Source organism: Microcystis aeruginosa LEGE 91341, from assembly GCF_015206885.1.
GTDB lineage: Bacteria > Cyanobacteriota > Cyanobacteriia > Cyanobacteriales > Microcystaceae > Microcystis > Microcystis aeruginosa_H.
In genome coordinates this window covers 16,372-32,318 of record NZ_JADEXY010000040.1, presented here as the reverse complement: position 1 = coordinate 32,318, position 15,947 = coordinate 16,372, and the positions used below count along the sequence as shown (strand labels likewise).

The window sequence follows — 15,947 nt, the reverse complement described above, 5'->3', positions numbered from 1 at the left end:
CTACCCCCCCGACATCGGGGGGGGTGTGGGGTTTTATCGATTTTCAGGGAAAAAGTGCCTAAAATTTCCCTGCGATTACTCTAAGAGTCGGCACTTTTTGATGTCAAACAAAGCCTAAAGATATTATCCAATAAGGTTTTTAGATTTATTCAGCAAACTCTAGCTAATTGCCAATTTCAAGAAAAAATTTTCGGAAAAGTCCCCCCTCGATCGCTAGAATGGAACCTATTAGAATGCCGATAAACTCGATCGCCATGAATCAACCTGCAATTTTTCATCTCGCTATTCCGATTACCGATGTATCCACCGCTAAAAGCTTTTACTGTGATGGTTTAGGTTGTTTAGCGGGAAGGGAAACCGAGAAAGCGATTATCTTAAATTTCTATGGTCATCAGGTAGTCGCTCACGTCACGGAAATGCCTCTTACTCCCCAAAATAGCATTTATCCTCGCCATTTTGGTCTAATTCTGCCGGATGCCAGCGATTGGGACAATCTTCTCGCACAAGCACGAGTCAATCAACTAAAATTTTATCTAGAACCAAAAACTCGCTTTGCTGGGGAGATAACCGAACATAAAACCTTTTTCCTAGAGGATCCTTTCTATAATCTCCTCGAATTTAAACATTATCGCCACTACGAAGCTATTTTTGCCAGTCGGCAATTAACAGCGATCGGCGATCGAGCTTAAAATAAACAACAGGTAACTTTTTGTAATTGGTTAGTCCTATCTTCAACTGCGACAAAAATAGGGGAACTTCCCTCAGATTCTCTCATCGAAACTAAAAAAACCTTGCCTTGCAATGATAAATTCTTAGGAAATCTATGAAAAAAATTTTATTGTTAACCCTATTCGTTATCGGTCTAGGATTTGCTCTCTTTAACTTTACTGGATTAGCAAATCGGGGCGAATATCAATCAATTTTAATCGACTTTAAGGACGATATACCCGTCAGCGTCCTCGATGAGCAGTTAAATGCTATCAACAAAAAAGCGGGAAAAACCACCAGTTTAAATAGTATTTTTTCCATCGATGAACATCTTTACACCGTGGCAGGAGATAGCAAACTTCTTAAAACTCTCCGCAATTCCGACCTAAAAAAATACACCGAATCGATCGAACCAGATTATATATATCATGCTTTTGTCGCTCCCAACGACCCCGACTATAGCAAACAGTGGAACCTGCGAGGAATTAACATCGAACGCGCTTGGGAAGAAAATCACGGTGAAGGGATAACCGTCGCCGTTATTGATACAGGCGTATCAAAAGTCCCCGATCTGCGAGAAACCGAGTTTGTGGAAGGCTACGACTTCGTCAACGATCGCAGCAATGCCGAGGACGATAACGGTCACGGAACCCATGTAGCGGGAACAATTGCCCAATCGACCAATAATAACTACGGGGTGGCCGGCATCGCCTACAAAGCCAAAATTATGCCCCTCAAGGTGCTTTCTGGGACGGGTGGGGGAAGCGTGGGGGATATTGCCGAAGCGATCCGTTTTGCCGTCGATAATAAAGCCGATGTCATCAATATGAGTTTAGGGGGTGGAGGGGAAACCCAAGTAATTAAAGACGCGATCGAATATGCCTATAGTAAAGGTGTGGTAATCGTCGCTGCTGCCGGTAATGCCGATGATAATTCCGCCGCCTATCCTGCCCGTTTTCCGCACGTTATCGGGGTTTCTGCGGTAGATGCCTCCGGAAATAAGGCCCCCTATTCTAATTTCGGGGCCGGAATCGATATTGCTGCCCCCGGCGGCTCCGATACGGGTAAAATTATCCAAGAAACCATCGATCCCGCTAAGGGGGGGGGACCGGCGTTCCTCGGTTTTCAGGGAACCAGCATGGCAGCCCCTCACGTTGCTGGGGTGGTAGCTTTAATCAAGGCTGCGGGAATTAAAGAACCCAATGCAGTTTTAGAGGTTTTGCAACAGTCGGCCCGTAAGATCAATGATGATCCCTTTAATCATTTTGGGGCCGGACAATTAGACGCAGGCAATGCCGTACAATTGGCCCTAAAAGGACAGATTACTGTCCGGGATTTTTGGCGTTGGTTGCGCGATAACGGTTATCTCAATCCCCGTTTCTGGATTGATGGCGGTGCGGTGGCGGTTTTGCCCAAAATGGCCATGGTTTTGGGTTCTTATCTCCTTGCTTGGTGGCTGAGAAATTATTTTCCCTTCCCCTGGAACGGATTTTTGAATGCTGGTCTAATTTTTGGCAGTTCTGGCTTATTTTTCCTCAGAGGTCTTTATATCTTCGATTTACCCCAATGGCCTTTCCGAGTGATGGGGAGTTCTCTTTCGGACTTAGGAGGCGTTATTCAGGGAAGTTCTGCCCTTAATCCGCTTTTTGCCAGTGTTATCCTGCCTTTTGTCCTGATTGCTCTGCTTTTGGGTCATACTCAAGCAAAATGGTTAGCGGTGGGGGTATCTTTAGCCATGGCGGTGAGTTTAGGTATCAGTGCTGTTATCGATCCTACTCTGATCTGGTTAGGTTCTGGTAGGATCGCTCAGGCGTTTTTGGGCGTAAATGCGCTTTTATGTCTCGGTTTAGGTTATTTAGCCCTAAAAAGTGCTACTTCCTCCCGATACGCTTAAACAGGGGTTACAATGGGACAACAAAGGTGATTTACCGATAAAAACCTCTTTGGTTTTGGTATCTTCCTTTTGTTTTGCATTGAGTTCTCCTACAACAGCAGCCTCGGACATTAACCGAGGTTTTTTCTTTATGGTGTATCTTAGTTTCTAAGGGTTTTTTGGGAATCCTCAATCCCTATGCCGAAAGTTTCCCCTAATACCCCCTCGAATCATCCAGCTTATCTATTTCTTGTCTAAGGTGTCTATCGTGTCAAATCATAAAATTCTCGTTATCGATGACAGTAAAGTGATTAGGATGCGTGTTCGCGATATGTTACCAGAGGGTAACTTTGAATTTCTCGAAGCTAAAGACGGATTAGAGGGCTATAATCTTATTCGTACCGAAAACCCGAATTTGATTATTTTGGACTTCCTTCTCCCAAAAATGAGCGGTTGGGAGGTGTTTCAGCAAATCCAAAGCGAAGATAATCTCAAAAGTATTCCCCTAGTGTTGATGTCGGGAAGGAAAGAGGAGGTAGTAGAGAAAATACCCGAACCTTTCCAATATTTTGCCTTTATTGAGAAGCCTTTCGACCAAAAACAATTGCTACAAGCGATCAAAGAAGCGATAGCCAAGGCGAAACAGTATTCTCCCAAACCAAAAGTTTCTAGCCGGAAACTAGAGGAACTCACCGGGGATTATAGCACCGATATTCAGAATCTTCATGGCCAAATTGCCCAAATGCAAACAGAAATGGAAACTATCAAAAAACAAATGTCTCAATTAGTGGCTTTTATTAAGAAAAAACTGGACTAGAACTATTCCTACCGATTTTTTATAACTTGGGCAAGCAGTTATCCTGATCCGGCGGTGCCAATCTCTGGCTAATCTCCTATCCCTTTTAAACAAGATTTAGTATAATATGAAGTGGTATTTATTTAGTGAGTGACTAAGTTATTAATCCACTGATAACTAATTAAGTAGGTAGGTGTTAAAAGTTGTCAAACACCTCCCTTATCAAGGGGGGAGTAAGGGGGGATCGGCACCCTCCTTATCAAGGGAGATCCCCCCGCCTATCGGCACCCCCCTTATCAAGGGGGGCGGGGGGATCAGAGGCAAAATCTATCTTCAATTTAATTATAACTACTTACTTATGAATTGGCAAGAAATAGCAGGTAATTGGGTTTTTCTCCCCCGTCGTCCCCAGGGTATCATTCACTTTTTAGGGGGGGCATTTGTAGCGGCAGCCCCGAATATTACCTATCGTTGGTTATTAGAAAGTCTTGGGAATTCAGGATACGCTATTGTCGCGACTCCCTTTGTTAATACCCTCGATCACAAATCGATCGCCCGCACAGTTTTAAACCGTTTTGATAATATTATTGAACGTCTGCGCTGGAATCATAGCCTGCCCCAAGGTTATCTCCCCATCTACGGATTGGGTCACAGTATGGGGTGTAAACTACATTTATTAATCGGTAGTCTCTACGAAGTGGAACGGGCGGGAAATATCCTCATTTCCTTTAATAATTATCCCATTCGTCGGGCTATTCCTTTTATCGAACCTTTGCAAATTGACACCACTTTTAACCTCGAATTTACCCCTTCCCCCGAAGAAACAAACGAGTTAATTTTCCAAGATTATGCCATTCGTCGCAATCTTTTAATCCGTTTTCAAGACGACACGATCGATCAATCTCTGGTATTAAATCCCCTGCTAAAAAAACGCTTTAATGATTTAATTGCCCTGCGAACTCTCCCGGGTAATCATCTCACTCCCTTGAGTCAAGATGTCAGTTGGCAAACCGGAGAAGTATTTACTCCCCTCGATGCGATCGGCCAATGGTTAAAACAGGGACTTGCCCGGGATAATTCCCGTCTCAAAGATGAGATTCTCCACTGGTTAAATCCCGTCCTTCCCGCCTCTCGTTAGCTTTCCTCTAGATTAATCCCCATTGCCCGTAATTGCGCCTCTAGGCGGGCTAATTTTGCCTCAGCTTCCCGGGCCCGTTGACGTTCCTGTTGGGCTTGCTGTTCGGCGGCATCGGCCCGTTGTTAGGCTAATTCCGCTTTTTGCTTGATTTCTAGGGTGGTCAAAAACCGTGATCCATCGGGATAAAAAATAGCTAACTGGGGACTCTCCAGTTGAAAACGAATCTGTAGAAGCGGACTCTGCCAATTATCGATCGCGGCAATCATCTCCAATTGATCACCCCTGCGCCACCAACCCTGTAGATAATTAGCATCGGGATCGTAGAGATAATATTCTTCTACGCCAAAACGCTGATAAAATTGCCATTTTCGGCGCATTTCCGCTTTAGTGTTGCCCGGAGAGAGAATTTCAAAGACTACCTGCGGCGCAATCTGGTTTTCTAACCATTGCTTATAGGAACCTCGATCGCCCTTGGGTCTGCCAAACACCACCATAGCATCCGGCGCTTGACAGGTTTTATTATCCCCCTCGACCGGATACCACAACAGATCGCCGGCGATAAACACATGGTCATTGTCTGCGAATAAACATTCGAGATTTTCCTTAATCGTCACAATCCAGCGAAATTGTTTGGTATTATCGGCCATCGGTTTACCATCACTATCGGGATAGATAATCTCCGACTCAGAGAAAGATTGGGCTTTTACCATCGTTCTACTCCCTAGTGTACTAACTGTTTAGTATAACATTAAATTCCCTGACGAAAGAGGGCAAAAGCCGAGGTATAACCGTGTAAAAAAGTTCGACCGGCCACTGGCCCGATTTCTCCGTTGCAAAAGAAACCGGCGAGGGGAACATTGGCGAAATAACGCTGAAAAAGACCCGAATCAAAGTCCGGTTTTTCGTAGAGATTTTCCCCGCGACCGAGACAGGAAAAGATTAAAGCCCCTAGTACCTCTGAACTATTAAGTTTTTCTTGGGGAAAAGCTTGCAGAAGTAATTCTAAATCTAGGGCGGAAGTGTCGGCATCGCGCAGGTGAAATTGTACCCGCTGCCCCGGACGAACTCGATCGCCAATTGCGATCGCACCTTGACGAGGATCTACTCCCAAAACACTGCGAATTAAGAAATCCCCGGCCCGCAACTGCATTTTGAACTCATCCCTAGCAATACCGATAAAAAGGGAGTTTTGCACTAATTCTCGGTCTTTTTCCCTCAAGGAGGGGATTAAATCCCGCAGTAGATTTAAAGGTGGTTGCGGAGTCCCATCGGCCTCTTTACTGGTCATGGAGATGATAATATTGCGTTCTCCCTCACTCACCTGATAAATCGGTCCAATGGGACGACAACCCTGGGCGACGATAGTTTCGACGATAATATTGCCAGAAAGGGCGATTCCTACGGTTCCCTGACGATAGAGATAGCTATTACGCGGTTTTTGTTGATCGTGGTAGAATAGACCCCCAGAACGTTCGATCATGCCACCACTGACTAAACCGCCGATTTTGGCCGAACCGGGGTAGGCAAAATCCAAACCCTCTAACAGATCATTGATACGACTGGAAAAAGGATCGGCTAAAAGGATAAATTGGGGATTTTTGGCCGCTTCTACCCCTAATAATTCTGTCCAACTAGAGGGGGAACTGTCGAGATCGGGCATTTCCGCCGCTTCGATATAGAAGGGCTGCACTTCCACATCCGGCAAATGGGCGACGGTGAGACTTAAAGCCGGACTCGCTTCGATTTCTCGCGCTTTTTCCCTGTCACCCATGCCGACAATCCCCGCCCCACCGCAGCCGATCAGCACAGGAACAGGGAGTTTATCCAAGATTAAGGGAACTAAACGGGGACAGTCGCTGGCATAGGCAGAAGAAATGAAAATTATGGCTAGATCTGCCGATCCAACTAACTTATCTTGCACTTTTTCCACTACTTCCGTCACCGCCGCTTCTAGGGAGGGACGGGTTGATAGGGCATTAATCCACTCGATGCGATCGCTCATGTTTCTTGACCCCAAATGTAGTCTAAATGGTCAAAAATGATCATCTTAACAATAAATTAACCTAAAAATCCTATCCTCGCCCCTAGATGTGGGGATAAATTGTAGAATTGTCATGACGTGAGCAAATACAGCCGCAAGGGATTGCCAGTCAATTTAATCATATTTAATCTTAAAATAGAGAATTGTCCCCGCTAAGATAAAAGTAACAAAATTAGCGATAATAATCGGTTTACTGCTCATATAAATCCCGTAGATTAGCCAGAGAAAAACCCCCAGACAAAAGCAAATAAACATAGTGAGGGACAAGTCCTTAGCCGAACGATAACGCCAAGTTTTAATCACTTGGGGTAAAAAGGAGACCGTGGTTAATATTCCCGCCACGATCCCGATTAGTTCAATAATATTCACCGCTTATCCTCTTGGCTTAGTTTCTCTCATTTTAAACTGTTGACTATCTAATACTAAATCCAGTTATTAAAAACTGATTATTTATTCTACCCTTTGCCTTTTGCCTTTCCTGATATGTAGCCTATACTCAACGGATTTAGTATAAATTACTCCTGACCACCGACGACCGACTCCTAACCTGACCAAGAAACTTTTTCAGCAGACCCTACTTATTGAGCGATTACTATCACCGAAGTGCCGATTTTTACCTTTTCAAATAAAGCTTTTATATCTCGATCGCGCATCCTGACGCAACCGTGGGAGACGGCCCGGCCGATGAGATTTTCTTGGGGTGTACCGTGAAAACCGATAAAATTCGCGCCATCGGTCCAAAATCCAATCCAACGGGCCCCCAAGGGGTTGTTTTTTCCCGATGGCACCAGTTGACCGGTGAAAGGATGTTCCCAGACTGGTTCCCGCACCATCTGAATCACCCTAAATTGTCCCGTCGGGGTTTCCCAACCCGGACGACCGATCGCCACTGGGTAAGAAGCGATTATTTTCTGTCCTTGGTAAACAAAAACCCGTCTTTTTTTTAAATTTAGCAGCAAACGGGTTTCCGTTCGAGTTACCGTGGTTGCGGGAAGGGAATTGACGGGAATAATGGGGGGATTGAGGAAAAATTCCCCTATTCCTAGACATAAACACAGAATTGGCAGAAAAACTCGCATCGGATACCGGCAAAGTCAAGATTTTTTATCCGTATTCTAATCTGATTGTGAAGATGTCAAACCAAAGTCGATAGGACGACTCCGAGAGGGAAGGATAAAATCGCCGTCGAGTTGGGCTAATTCGGTTACACTAATCCATAGCTAGAATATTAACTTTTGTAACTATGACCGCCGCTATTGCTCTCGATCGCGTTTCTAAAATCTATAATAATCTCCCGGTAGTTAACGAGCTTTCCTTTGCTATCGAAAAAGGGGAAATCTTTGGTTTACTCGGTCCCAACGGTGCGGGAAAATCGACGACAATCCGCATGATTATCACTCTAACCGAAGCAAGTCAAGGAGAAATCGAAGTGGCGGGGTATGATGTGAAAAAATACCGCGATCAGGTGAAGAAAAATATTGGGGTAGTCTTACAACAGATTAGCGTTGATGGGGAATTAACCGTCTGGGAAAATATGGAATTTCACGGCCGGATGCACCATATCCCCAATCCCCAGAGACAGGAATTAATCGATCGCTATTTAGATTATGTCAGTTTAAGCGATCGAAAATCTGCCCTTGCCAAAACTCTTTCCGGAGGGATGAAACGACGTTTACAGATTGCTCGCGCTCTTCTTCACGAACCAAAAATCCTCTTTCTCGATGAGCCGACTGTCGGTTTAGATCCCCAAAATCGTCGTCGTTTGTGGGAAGTAATTCGCGATTTAAACCAGCAAGGAATGACAATTTTGTTAACCACTCACTACATGGAAGAAGTGGAATTTCTCTGTCAGGATAACGCCGCAGGAAAACCGGGCAGAATTGGCATTATGGATGCGGGCAAATTAATCGAATTAGGAACTCTAACGGATTTTCGTGCTAAGTATGGCGAGGGTTTAGTTATCAAACAAGTTGGCGATAAAATCGATTGTAAATTCTTCCCCACCGTGGCCGATGCTAACTCTTATTTGGACACTTTGAGTGATAAAACTGGGGTAATGTGTCGCCCTTCCAACCTCGAAGATATCTTTGTGGAACTGACGGGACATCAATTGGATTAGATGATTAGTTTGTCCGTTAGGAAGTTGTTCAGTTATCGGTTTTTGACTCCAGTTTTTCTGAGATTAGCTCTGTTTAAATCGGCATTTCTTGGCTTTGATCTGGTGTCTATTTTATGGGCCAACCTGCTAGAGTCTAGGTCAATTAGCTGAGGTTGTGCCTAAAAGTCGAATTCAACCCTAAAAAAAGAGGCTTTTAGCGGTTTTTAAGCTTTTTGATCCGGAGAAATGACCTAGTGGGGGAACTTTTTCCCCAGAGGGAGAGTCTTCGGGGACTGGACAAAAACTAGAGTACTCCCTCGATCGATAGACAAAATTGACGGTAATCGTTTAGAATAAGGCACTGAATACTGACGAGATGACAATTATCCCTATGACCGATCTCCAAGCAAAAACTAGATGGTCAACAGCGCGGCGATATTACGAATTGCTTAGTGTTCTAGTGGAACGTAATCTCAAGGGACGCTATCGGGGTTCTTTTCTGGGGGTTTACTGGTCTTTGTTAAATCCCCTGATTATGACGGCACTATACACGGCAATTTTCGGCACGGTTTTCGCCTCTTATTTTGATAATTCTATAGTTAACTATGTCCTAGCGGCTTTCACTGGTTTAGTCGTAATAAATTTCTTTAATGCTTCCACTAACCAAGCTTTACCTAGTATCGTTGGTAATGGCAGTATTTTAAATAAAATTCGGCTGCCAGTTAGCATTTTTCCCGTTTCCATGGTAGTAGCAAATATTTTTCAATTTGCTATTAGTATCTTTCCCCTTTTGGCTATAGTAACTCTCTGGAAGTCTCAAAGTTTACTTAATGTAATTGCTCTGATTTTTCCCGTGATCGGTCTTGCTCTGGTTTGCACGGGAGTGGGTTTCTTTGTTAGTACCCTCTACGTTTTCTTCAGAGACTTACCCTATTTTTACGAAATTGTTTGTTTTGTCGCTTGGATTAGCAGCCCAATTTTCTATCCTCCAGAAATTATTCCTCCCTCCGTACAACCATTCCTGATATTAAACCCATTATTACCAGTAATTGAAAGTATTCGCCAATTGTCCCTTTCCCCTGGATTACCGGATTTTAGTTTGATTTTTCAATCTCTACTTGGTGGGATCATTATCTTAGGAATTGGTTGGACTTGCTTCCGACTATGGCGACATTTATTTATGGATTTATTATAAATGACAGAAGTAATTCGACTCGATCAAGTATCTCTCCAAAGACGTACTCAAGAAGAATTCTCCTACGATCTAAAAAGGACAATCTTCTCTCTTCTTGAAGGTAAATATCGTCAACCAGCCAAAAAATTAGTTCTAGATGATATAGATTTAGTCATTAATTCTGGAGCGAAATTAGGTATCATTGGAGCTAATGGCGCGGGAAAATCTACTCTCCTAAAAGTTATTTGTGGCATTCTAGAACCGACAAAGGGACAGGTGAGAGTCAGGGGACAAATTGCATCTCTAATTGAATTAGGAGCGGGTTTTGATGCAGATTTACCAGTAAAAGATAATATTATTCTCTATGGGGTAATGCTGGGATTTTCTCGTCAGGAAATGAAGGAAAAAACCAAAGATATTCTCGACTTTGCTGAACTAGAAGAATACATGGGAGCGCCGGTGAAATCTCTTTCTTCCGGGATGGTGGCTCGTTTAGGATTTGCGATTGCAACAGAGGTTCACCCCGATATTCTTATTCTTGATGAGGTCCTTTCCGTCGGGGATGAAAGTTTTAAAAATAAGTGTAAACGACGCTTAAAAAAATTCTGGAATTCTAACGCTACTATTTTAGTAGTTTCCCACGATTTGACTTTAATTCAAGAGTCCTGTGACCAAGCAATTTGGCTGAATAAAGGCCAGTTACAATGTCAGGGTACATCAGAAGATGTAATCAAGTTTTATTTGGATTCCGTGCATCAAAATGAAGTTAATTTTTAATTAAGTAGGTAATCTCAATTAATTGTTAGATAGCAATAATGTATCTAGGTTTGACTTAGTCGAAAACGCTGTCACAAAATAAAAAACCTCGGTGTCCAGCCGAGGTAGCGCTAAGTTATGTAGGAGAACTCAAGCAAATCTGTCAATGGGGTAAACCCAAACCCCGAAAACTTTTTTAAGCTAGTAGGCCAAGTTTTTTGCCGTTGTCTGGAGCTAAACGAATCATAAACTGTCTGATGCTCCTCGAGACAATCTGAACTGGCTTGCTGTCTTGGCTGTTTTGCTTTAACTTTTAGTTCATGTAAATAAATGTAACAATATTTTTACGAATTGTAAAGAAGGATTGACAAAATAAAACTTATGTGAGTTATAAGCTGAGTTAATATTTTTCGTCGATCAAAGCTAGGGAGGTAATATATAGGGAGATTGGTTCACTAGCATGACAAGGTGTACCCAGAATGTCCTATTTGTTTTTGTTGCCACTATTCGCCGCTGCCTTGGCTGCCTATTTCTGGCAGAAGTCCAGCGATGAAATCGCTTATCTTGCCAGTGCCGCCACGGTAATTAGTTTAGTGTTGAGTCTGGTTTTAGCTCCTTGGCAGATTCAGCTATTAATTCTCTTGACAGTTGTGATTGTCGTCACCTTTTTATGGCAAGGACGAGAAGAGCAGAAAAATGTCCCCGTCCCCACTCCAGAAACCGCCGGCGAGAAAAAGTATCGTGGGGCCACCTATATGGAGTCAACAGTCGCCGAGGCTCCTGTCAAGGAGCGGGGGGGTAAATATCGCGGTGCGGAGGTTAAAATCACCAATAATCCCACGCTGGCCAACCCAATTCGCTCCTCATCTCTCAAATATCGCGGCGCCGGTTCGGCAAATAAGGAGCAGTAATCAGGAGACAGGAGACAGGAGACAGGAGACAGGAGACAGGAGACAGCTTTTATGTATTCTCCCCACTCCCTTCTCCCTTCTCCCTTCTCCCCAATTACCAATTCATAATTCATAATTTATAATTCCCACTTATCTACTGGTCTTGTATATAAGGCTGATTATTCTTGAGACAGTTGTATGCCTTTTGTAGCTCGATTCCCAGATAACCGATATGTTCAGGAATAATTGCGGGATTGGTAGCGGCAAGCTCGCGGATTAATTTGAGGGGATTTTTGCCTTGATAACAGGCGACAATTTCCCCACTGCCGGGGGTAGTTTGTTGGAGGAGAATTTGTTCTTCTTCCACGGAAATCAAAAAGTTACCGCTAGGGTCAAAAAAATCGCGCTGATTGATAATTTTATCGTACTGGGTGGCGATTAATCGTTCGACATTCTCCCAAGTATCATCGTATATATGGGCCGATTGACTAATAGTAATTAATGGACCCATTGATAAATTGTAGTCAGAGCGCTTGCTAATCTCATCCCTAATATGTTGCTGTAAAGCACGCAATCCCATGGCATTTGCCGGCCAAGCGGCAAACATATCATTACTTCTAAATATTGCGGTGAGAGATAATTCATTTTCCACCACTCGCACCCAAATATGATTTAAACAGGGACTACCTCCCTTTTCGTGGTCTTTCACATCCCAGAGGGACATAACTGCACTAGCTGCATCAATTTCTGAGATTAATTTATTGATAACCTGTGCAATTTGGTCCCGGCCAAACCAAGAGCGCAATCTTTGACCGTAGGTGTATTTAACTCCTTGGTGTATAGGGGAATCATCGAGAATTTGTCCGATATATTCGGTGAGAAAAGGTCTATCTATAGGCAAATAATTAGGTTCGGGAAAGTAAAAGTCTGGGGGTTCATCGGTGACAACAGCCATTAGGTCAATTAATTCTTGCCATTTACCATCATATCCTGTGGGTCTAATTGTGCCAGTGGTTTTAATCTTTTGGAGAATTTTTACCCAAGTTTCGGCAATAGTTTTTCCTTCAATCCGATGACCGTATCTTGTACCGGGTAGAAGAGAAGGAAGATTTTCTAATAGAGGAAAAATTAAGGGTTCTCCCCAAGTTGGTAGGGGAGATTGTTCTGCATAACTTTTGACAGTTTCAATTGCTTCTGGGATGGATTTAACCAGTTGATATTGAATTGATTGACGTAATTTTTCGAGGGTTTCTCTGTCAATTTCTTTGTCAATATATCCCGTGATAGGAGAATTAATTAGCCAACATTCTCTACCTGTGTCACTTTTGCCTAACTGAAATCCTTGACTAAAAAAGTCTAGCAAACATTGACAGCTACCAGAGTTTTTATCTTCCTTCGTCGCGTTGAGAATAACTAAGTATCTAACGTGGGGATTTGCGATTAAGTTTCTCAGCAGGGGACTAATTCCTCTGGTGGGACTATAAAGATTACCAATTACTGCGTACTGGTCGGGATTTAAATGTTTAGCAAGGGACTGTTTTACTGTCCATCCCGTGATAATTGCCGTTTGTCCGTGACCACAGATTAATTGATTAGGTTTATAGTGGGGTTGGTAGATGAATGTTGTTAGTGAGCTTGTCGAACTAGGGGTGGTTTCTATACTGAGCATGGATTTAAATTAATCGTTCAAGATAATTAATAACATTTTGGTGAATGTGTTCTATTGTATCACTGCCATCCAGTTGTAAACAATTATCTTTATATTCTTTAAATATATTGAGAAACATCTGACGAACTTTCATTAATTTTTCTTGTTTTTCGTACACTTCTGTGATGGCTCTATTTTTAATTCTTGCCAGAGAAATATCGGGAATAACATCGATATAAATGACTAAATCTGGATTGGGAAAATGTTGATTTAACTGCCGAACAAAAGCAAATTCTTCAGGATTATTGCAATTATAGGCCAGGGAAGAAAAATAATAACGAGTAGTGATAACGTGGGTTTGTTCTTGGTGAATAAATTTAAAAACGCCATCGTGATCATTATATAAGTGATAATGACGATCGGCTGCAAATAAATAGGCCATTTGTCGGTCAAATTTATTTTGATCTTTGATAGAAATAAGATTAGTTTGCATGATTTCTCGAATCAAACGACCGATGACTCCCTCGGAAGGTTCTGGACTTAAAACCGCTTTTTCCCCTCGCTTAAAAAAATATTCTTGTAGGAGTTTTGCTTGGGTACTTGTTCCCGATCCGTCAATACCTTCAAAGACAATAAATTTTGGTTTCATAATTTAATCTTCTTTATCGATCTAATTATCTAAATAATTTTTTTAGCCAAGTTAACCAAGATTTTTTCTGGGGGATTAATTGCGTCATTTCTCCGATAATCTCTCCCATACTTCCCCAAGTATAAATATTTTTATTGAGGGATTGTATGGTTAAATTTTCTTGTAAAGCTAAACTGATGATACCGATCATTTCTGCTGCTTGATTACCGACTATTTGCGCTCCCAGTATTTTACCATCTTGTCTGTAGATTAATTGACAAAATCCGGTGGTTTCTCCCCAGATTTGCTGTGGGATCATATTTTTGATGGGATAGTTGATCATTTTTACCTTCTCACCATAGCTCTCCCAGGCTGCTTTTCCAGTTAAACCCACCCAAGCAATAGCCGGATCAAAAGCAATAAATGAGGGAATTTTATCGGGATTAAAGTTAAATTTTTCTCCCGTGAGCAGATGCTTGACTAACCCAAAAGCAGCCCAGTGATTTAAACTAGGATCGGGATAATTATTTCTGAGTAAATTTAGGGCATAAATGCGGGAATTATCGGTTTGTAATTGCTGATTAACCTTGATTAATCCTCGTTCTAGTTTAACTCCCACCCCAGCCAAATTTAATCCCTGTTCATTGACTTGATAATTACCAGCAAAAATGATATCATCAACTTCGATAACACGATTGCCTAATTGTAGCCATTTTTGACCCTCGATCGCTTTCACTTGACTAGGACAATAGCCGGGTAAAATCTTAATTCCTTCCGCTTCTAAAATGGCAGTAACTAAATGGCAGATTTCCCGATCAATATCCGGCAGTAGATAACTATCCTCGATAATTAAGCTAATTTCTTTCCCCAAACGTCGGAGAATTTGCGCTAAACTCACAGCCATGCTACTGTTGCCAATAATCGCTAAATGTTGTCCTAAATTGTCTAAATTTGGCTCTTGCCAAAGGGTTTGAGCGGTAAAATAATTAACCTCATCTAAGCCGAAAATTTTCGGGACTTGTGGATAAAAACCCAGGGCGATAAGATAGTGTTTAGCCAACAATTGCCGACCGTTAACCACGAATCCTAAATGGGGCAGCCGGACAAATTCCCCCCCACCCGGGATCACATCTATTCCTTCCGTGGCTAATCTTGCCAAAGAATGATTTTTATTAATAGTTTTATCCACTTCCTCTAACCATTGCCGCAACCGTTGCCATTGGGGATAAATGGCCGTTTCTTGCCAATGATTCAGCAGTTTATAGAGATGGATAATTTGGCTGTACCCCTTGCTAAAAATGTCCTCAGATGCCTCTAAATTGTCGCTAGAAGGCTGTTGCACTAAAGCCACCCTTTTTTTGAGGTGAACAGCTAACAAAGCCGCTTCTATCCCCGCAGGAGTGGCACCGATAATTACTAAGTCGTAAACCACAAATATAAAGTAGGAATCAGGAGTCAGTATTCAGGAGTCAGGAGACAGTATTCAGGAATTGGAAACTTAAAACTGATAACTGATAACTGATAACTGATAACTGATAACTGATAACTGATTACCGGCGCCGGTCTTGCAGTTTTTTATAGACATCTCGCAGGGGGACTTGATGATAGGCGAGAGCGACGAGGGTATGATAAAAAAGATCGGCCACTTCTGCAGCAATAGCATCGCCATCATTATCTTTGCAGGCCATGACCACTTCTGCCGATTCTTCGCCGATTTTCTTGAGAATTTTGTTATCTCCCCCGGCCAAAAGTTTACAGGTGTAGGATTCCGGATGAGGATCGTCTCTGCGATCGCAAATTACCTTAAACAATTCCGAGAGGGTGTCGGCCGCTGGCGGTGATTTTTGCGAATTTACTTGGTGAAAACAGCTTCTTTCGCCGGTATGACAGGCTATATCACCGATTTGCTCAATAGTCAGCAAGATAGCATCACTATCGCAATCGTAGCGAATTTGACGCACTTTTTGGATATGTCCCGAGGTGGCTCCTTTGTGCCATAATTCTTGACGAGAACGACTCCAATACCACGCTTCCCCGGTGGTGAGGGTTTTTTCGAGGGATTCCCGATTCATCCAGGCCATCATTAACACTGTAGCATCAAGATAGTCTTGAGCGATCGCCGGTACTAAACCCTGGGGATTATAAGCGATCGCGTCGAGGGGAATAGCGGAGAGTAAAGAGGACATCAGTTTTTCGC

15 protein-coding genes and 1 pseudogene are annotated in these 15,947 nt (G+C 42.8%); 8 read left to right on the top strand and 8 right to left on the bottom strand.

Annotated elements, in window-relative coordinates:
• The first annotated feature begins 254 nt into the window (after positions 1-254).
• The 4 genes from IQ234_RS08300 to IQ234_RS08285 all read left to right on the top strand — a co-directional run bounded on the left by IQ234_RS08300 (position 255) and on the right by IQ234_RS08285 (position 4,515).
• Entirely contained in the window at positions 255-689 is a 435-nt protein-coding gene (locus tag IQ234_RS08300) for a VOC family protein (protein ID WP_043995952.1), read from the top strand.
• Positions 690-823: 134 nt separating this feature from the next.
• Positions 824-2,602 (top strand): S8 family peptidase, encoded by a 1,779-nt coding sequence (locus tag IQ234_RS08295; protein WP_193956744.1) that lies wholly within the window; start codon positions 824-826, stop codon positions 2,600-2,602.
• A 247-nt stretch (positions 2,603-2,849) separates the two neighbouring features.
• Positions 2,850-3,398, top strand: a complete 549-nt coding sequence (locus tag IQ234_RS08290; protein WP_110578563.1) for a response regulator — start codon at positions 2,850-2,852, stop codon at positions 3,396-3,398.
• 337 nt (positions 3,399-3,735) lie between these two features.
• A complete protein-coding gene (locus IQ234_RS08285) occupies positions 3,736-4,515 on the top strand; it encodes a DUF1350 family protein (RefSeq protein WP_193956743.1) in 780 nt (259 codons plus the stop codon).
• Here the strand turns inward: IQ234_RS08285 and IQ234_RS08280 are convergent.
• The 4 genes and pseudogenes from IQ234_RS08280 to IQ234_RS08265 all read right to left on the bottom strand — a co-directional run bounded on the left by IQ234_RS08280 (position 4,512) and on the right by IQ234_RS08265 (position 7,635).
• Positions 4,512-5,225: pseudogene (locus tag IQ234_RS08280) on the bottom strand (Uma2 family endonuclease). The gene IQ234_RS08285 and the pseudogene IQ234_RS08280 overlap by 4 nt on opposite strands.
• A 38-nt stretch (positions 5,226-5,263) precedes the next feature.
• Complete coding sequence (locus IQ234_RS08275; protein WP_193956742.1) at positions 5,264-6,517, bottom strand: FIST signal transduction protein; 1,254 nt, start codon at positions 6,515-6,517, stop codon at positions 5,264-5,266.
• Between the two features lie 153 nt (positions 6,518-6,670).
• The gene (locus tag IQ234_RS08270; RefSeq protein WP_002776654.1) at positions 6,671-6,925 is read right to left on the bottom strand and encodes a SemiSWEET transporter; all 255 of its coding nucleotides are present in this window, start codon (positions 6,923-6,925) and stop codon (positions 6,671-6,673) included.
• A 209-nt stretch (positions 6,926-7,134) separates the two neighbouring features.
• Entirely contained in the window at positions 7,135-7,635 is a 501-nt protein-coding gene (locus IQ234_RS08265; protein WP_193956741.1) for a L,D-transpeptidase, read from the bottom strand.
• A gap of 164 nt (positions 7,636-7,799) precedes the next feature.
• On the opposite strand from IQ234_RS08265, the gene IQ234_RS08260 reads away from it, so the two are divergent.
• From IQ234_RS08260 to IQ234_RS08245, 4 genes are all read left to right on the top strand, one after another.
• Positions 7,800-8,675: an ABC transporter ATP-binding protein gene (locus IQ234_RS08260; protein ID WP_193956740.1), complete on the top strand. Its 876-nt coding sequence runs from the start codon at positions 7,800-7,802 to the stop codon at positions 8,673-8,675.
• Positions 8,676-9,045: 370 nt separating this feature from the next.
• Complete coding sequence (locus IQ234_RS08255; RefSeq protein WP_193956739.1) at positions 9,046-9,849, top strand: ABC transporter permease; 804 nt, start codon at positions 9,046-9,048, stop codon at positions 9,847-9,849.
• Positions 9,850-10,605: an ABC transporter ATP-binding protein gene (locus IQ234_RS08250; protein ID WP_193956738.1), complete on the top strand. Its 756-nt coding sequence runs from the start codon at positions 9,850-9,852 to the stop codon at positions 10,603-10,605.
• A 458-nt stretch (positions 10,606-11,063) separates the two neighbouring features.
• Positions 11,064-11,495, top strand: a complete 432-nt coding sequence (locus IQ234_RS08245; RefSeq protein WP_193956737.1) for a DUF4278 domain-containing protein — start codon at positions 11,064-11,066, stop codon at positions 11,493-11,495.
• Between the two features lie 133 nt (positions 11,496-11,628).
• On the opposite strand, the gene IQ234_RS08240 is transcribed toward IQ234_RS08245, so the two are convergent.
• The 4 genes from IQ234_RS08240 to hisIE all read right to left on the bottom strand — a co-directional run bounded on the left by IQ234_RS08240 (position 11,629) and on the right by hisIE (position 15,936).
• On the bottom strand, positions 11,629-13,143 hold the full coding sequence (locus tag IQ234_RS08240) for a thymidylate synthase (RefSeq protein WP_193956736.1): 1,515 nt from the start codon (positions 13,141-13,143) through the stop codon (positions 11,629-11,631).
• 4 nt (positions 13,144-13,147) lie between these two features.
• Entirely contained in the window at positions 13,148-13,771 is a 624-nt protein-coding gene (tmk, locus tag IQ234_RS08235) for a dTMP kinase (protein ID WP_193956735.1), read from the bottom strand.
• A gap of 25 nt (positions 13,772-13,796) precedes the next feature.
• Complete coding sequence (locus IQ234_RS08230) at positions 13,797-15,182, bottom strand: dihydrolipoyl dehydrogenase family protein (protein WP_193956734.1); 1,386 nt, start codon at positions 15,180-15,182, stop codon at positions 13,797-13,799.
• 118 nt (positions 15,183-15,300) lie between these two features.
• The gene (gene hisIE / locus IQ234_RS08225) at positions 15,301-15,936 is read right to left on the bottom strand and encodes a bifunctional phosphoribosyl-AMP cyclohydrolase/phosphoribosyl-ATP diphosphatase HisIE (protein ID WP_193956733.1); all 636 of its coding nucleotides are present in this window, start codon (positions 15,934-15,936) and stop codon (positions 15,301-15,303) included.
• Positions 15,937-15,947: the final 11 nt, after the last annotated feature.

Coding starts and splice junctions, on each gene's coding strand:
- IQ234_RS08300 (WP_043995952.1), top strand. CDS start 255: ATGAATCAACCTGCAATTTTTCATCTCGCTATTCCGATTACCGATGTA.
- IQ234_RS08295 (WP_193956744.1), top strand. CDS start 824: ATGAAAAAAATTTTATTGTTAACCCTATTCGTTATCGGTCTAGGATTT.
- IQ234_RS08285 (WP_193956743.1), top strand. CDS start 3,736: ATGAATTGGCAAGAAATAGCAGGTAATTGGGTTTTTCTCCCCCGTCGT.
- IQ234_RS08275 (WP_193956742.1), bottom strand. CDS start 6,517: ATGAGCGATCGCATCGAGTGGATTAATGCCCTATCAACCCGTCCCTCC.
- IQ234_RS08265 (WP_193956741.1), bottom strand. CDS start 7,635: ATGCGAGTTTTTCTGCCAATTCTGTGTTTATGTCTAGGAATAGGGGAA.
- IQ234_RS08260 (WP_193956740.1), top strand. CDS start 7,800: ATGACCGCCGCTATTGCTCTCGATCGCGTTTCTAAAATCTATAATAAT.
- IQ234_RS08255 (WP_193956739.1), top strand. CDS start 9,046: ATGACCGATCTCCAAGCAAAAACTAGATGGTCAACAGCGCGGCGATAT.
- IQ234_RS08250 (WP_193956738.1), top strand. CDS start 9,850: ATGACAGAAGTAATTCGACTCGATCAAGTATCTCTCCAAAGACGTACT.
- IQ234_RS08245 (WP_193956737.1), top strand. CDS start 11,064: ATGTCCTATTTGTTTTTGTTGCCACTATTCGCCGCTGCCTTGGCTGCC.
- IQ234_RS08240 (WP_193956736.1), bottom strand. CDS start 13,143: ATGCTCAGTATAGAAACCACCCCTAGTTCGACAAGCTCACTAACAACA.
- tmk (WP_193956735.1), bottom strand. CDS start 13,771: ATGAAACCAAAATTTATTGTCTTTGAAGGTATTGACGGATCGGGAACA.
- hisIE (WP_193956733.1), bottom strand. CDS start 15,936: ATGTCCTCTTTACTCTCCGCTATTCCCCTCGACGCGATCGCTTATAAT.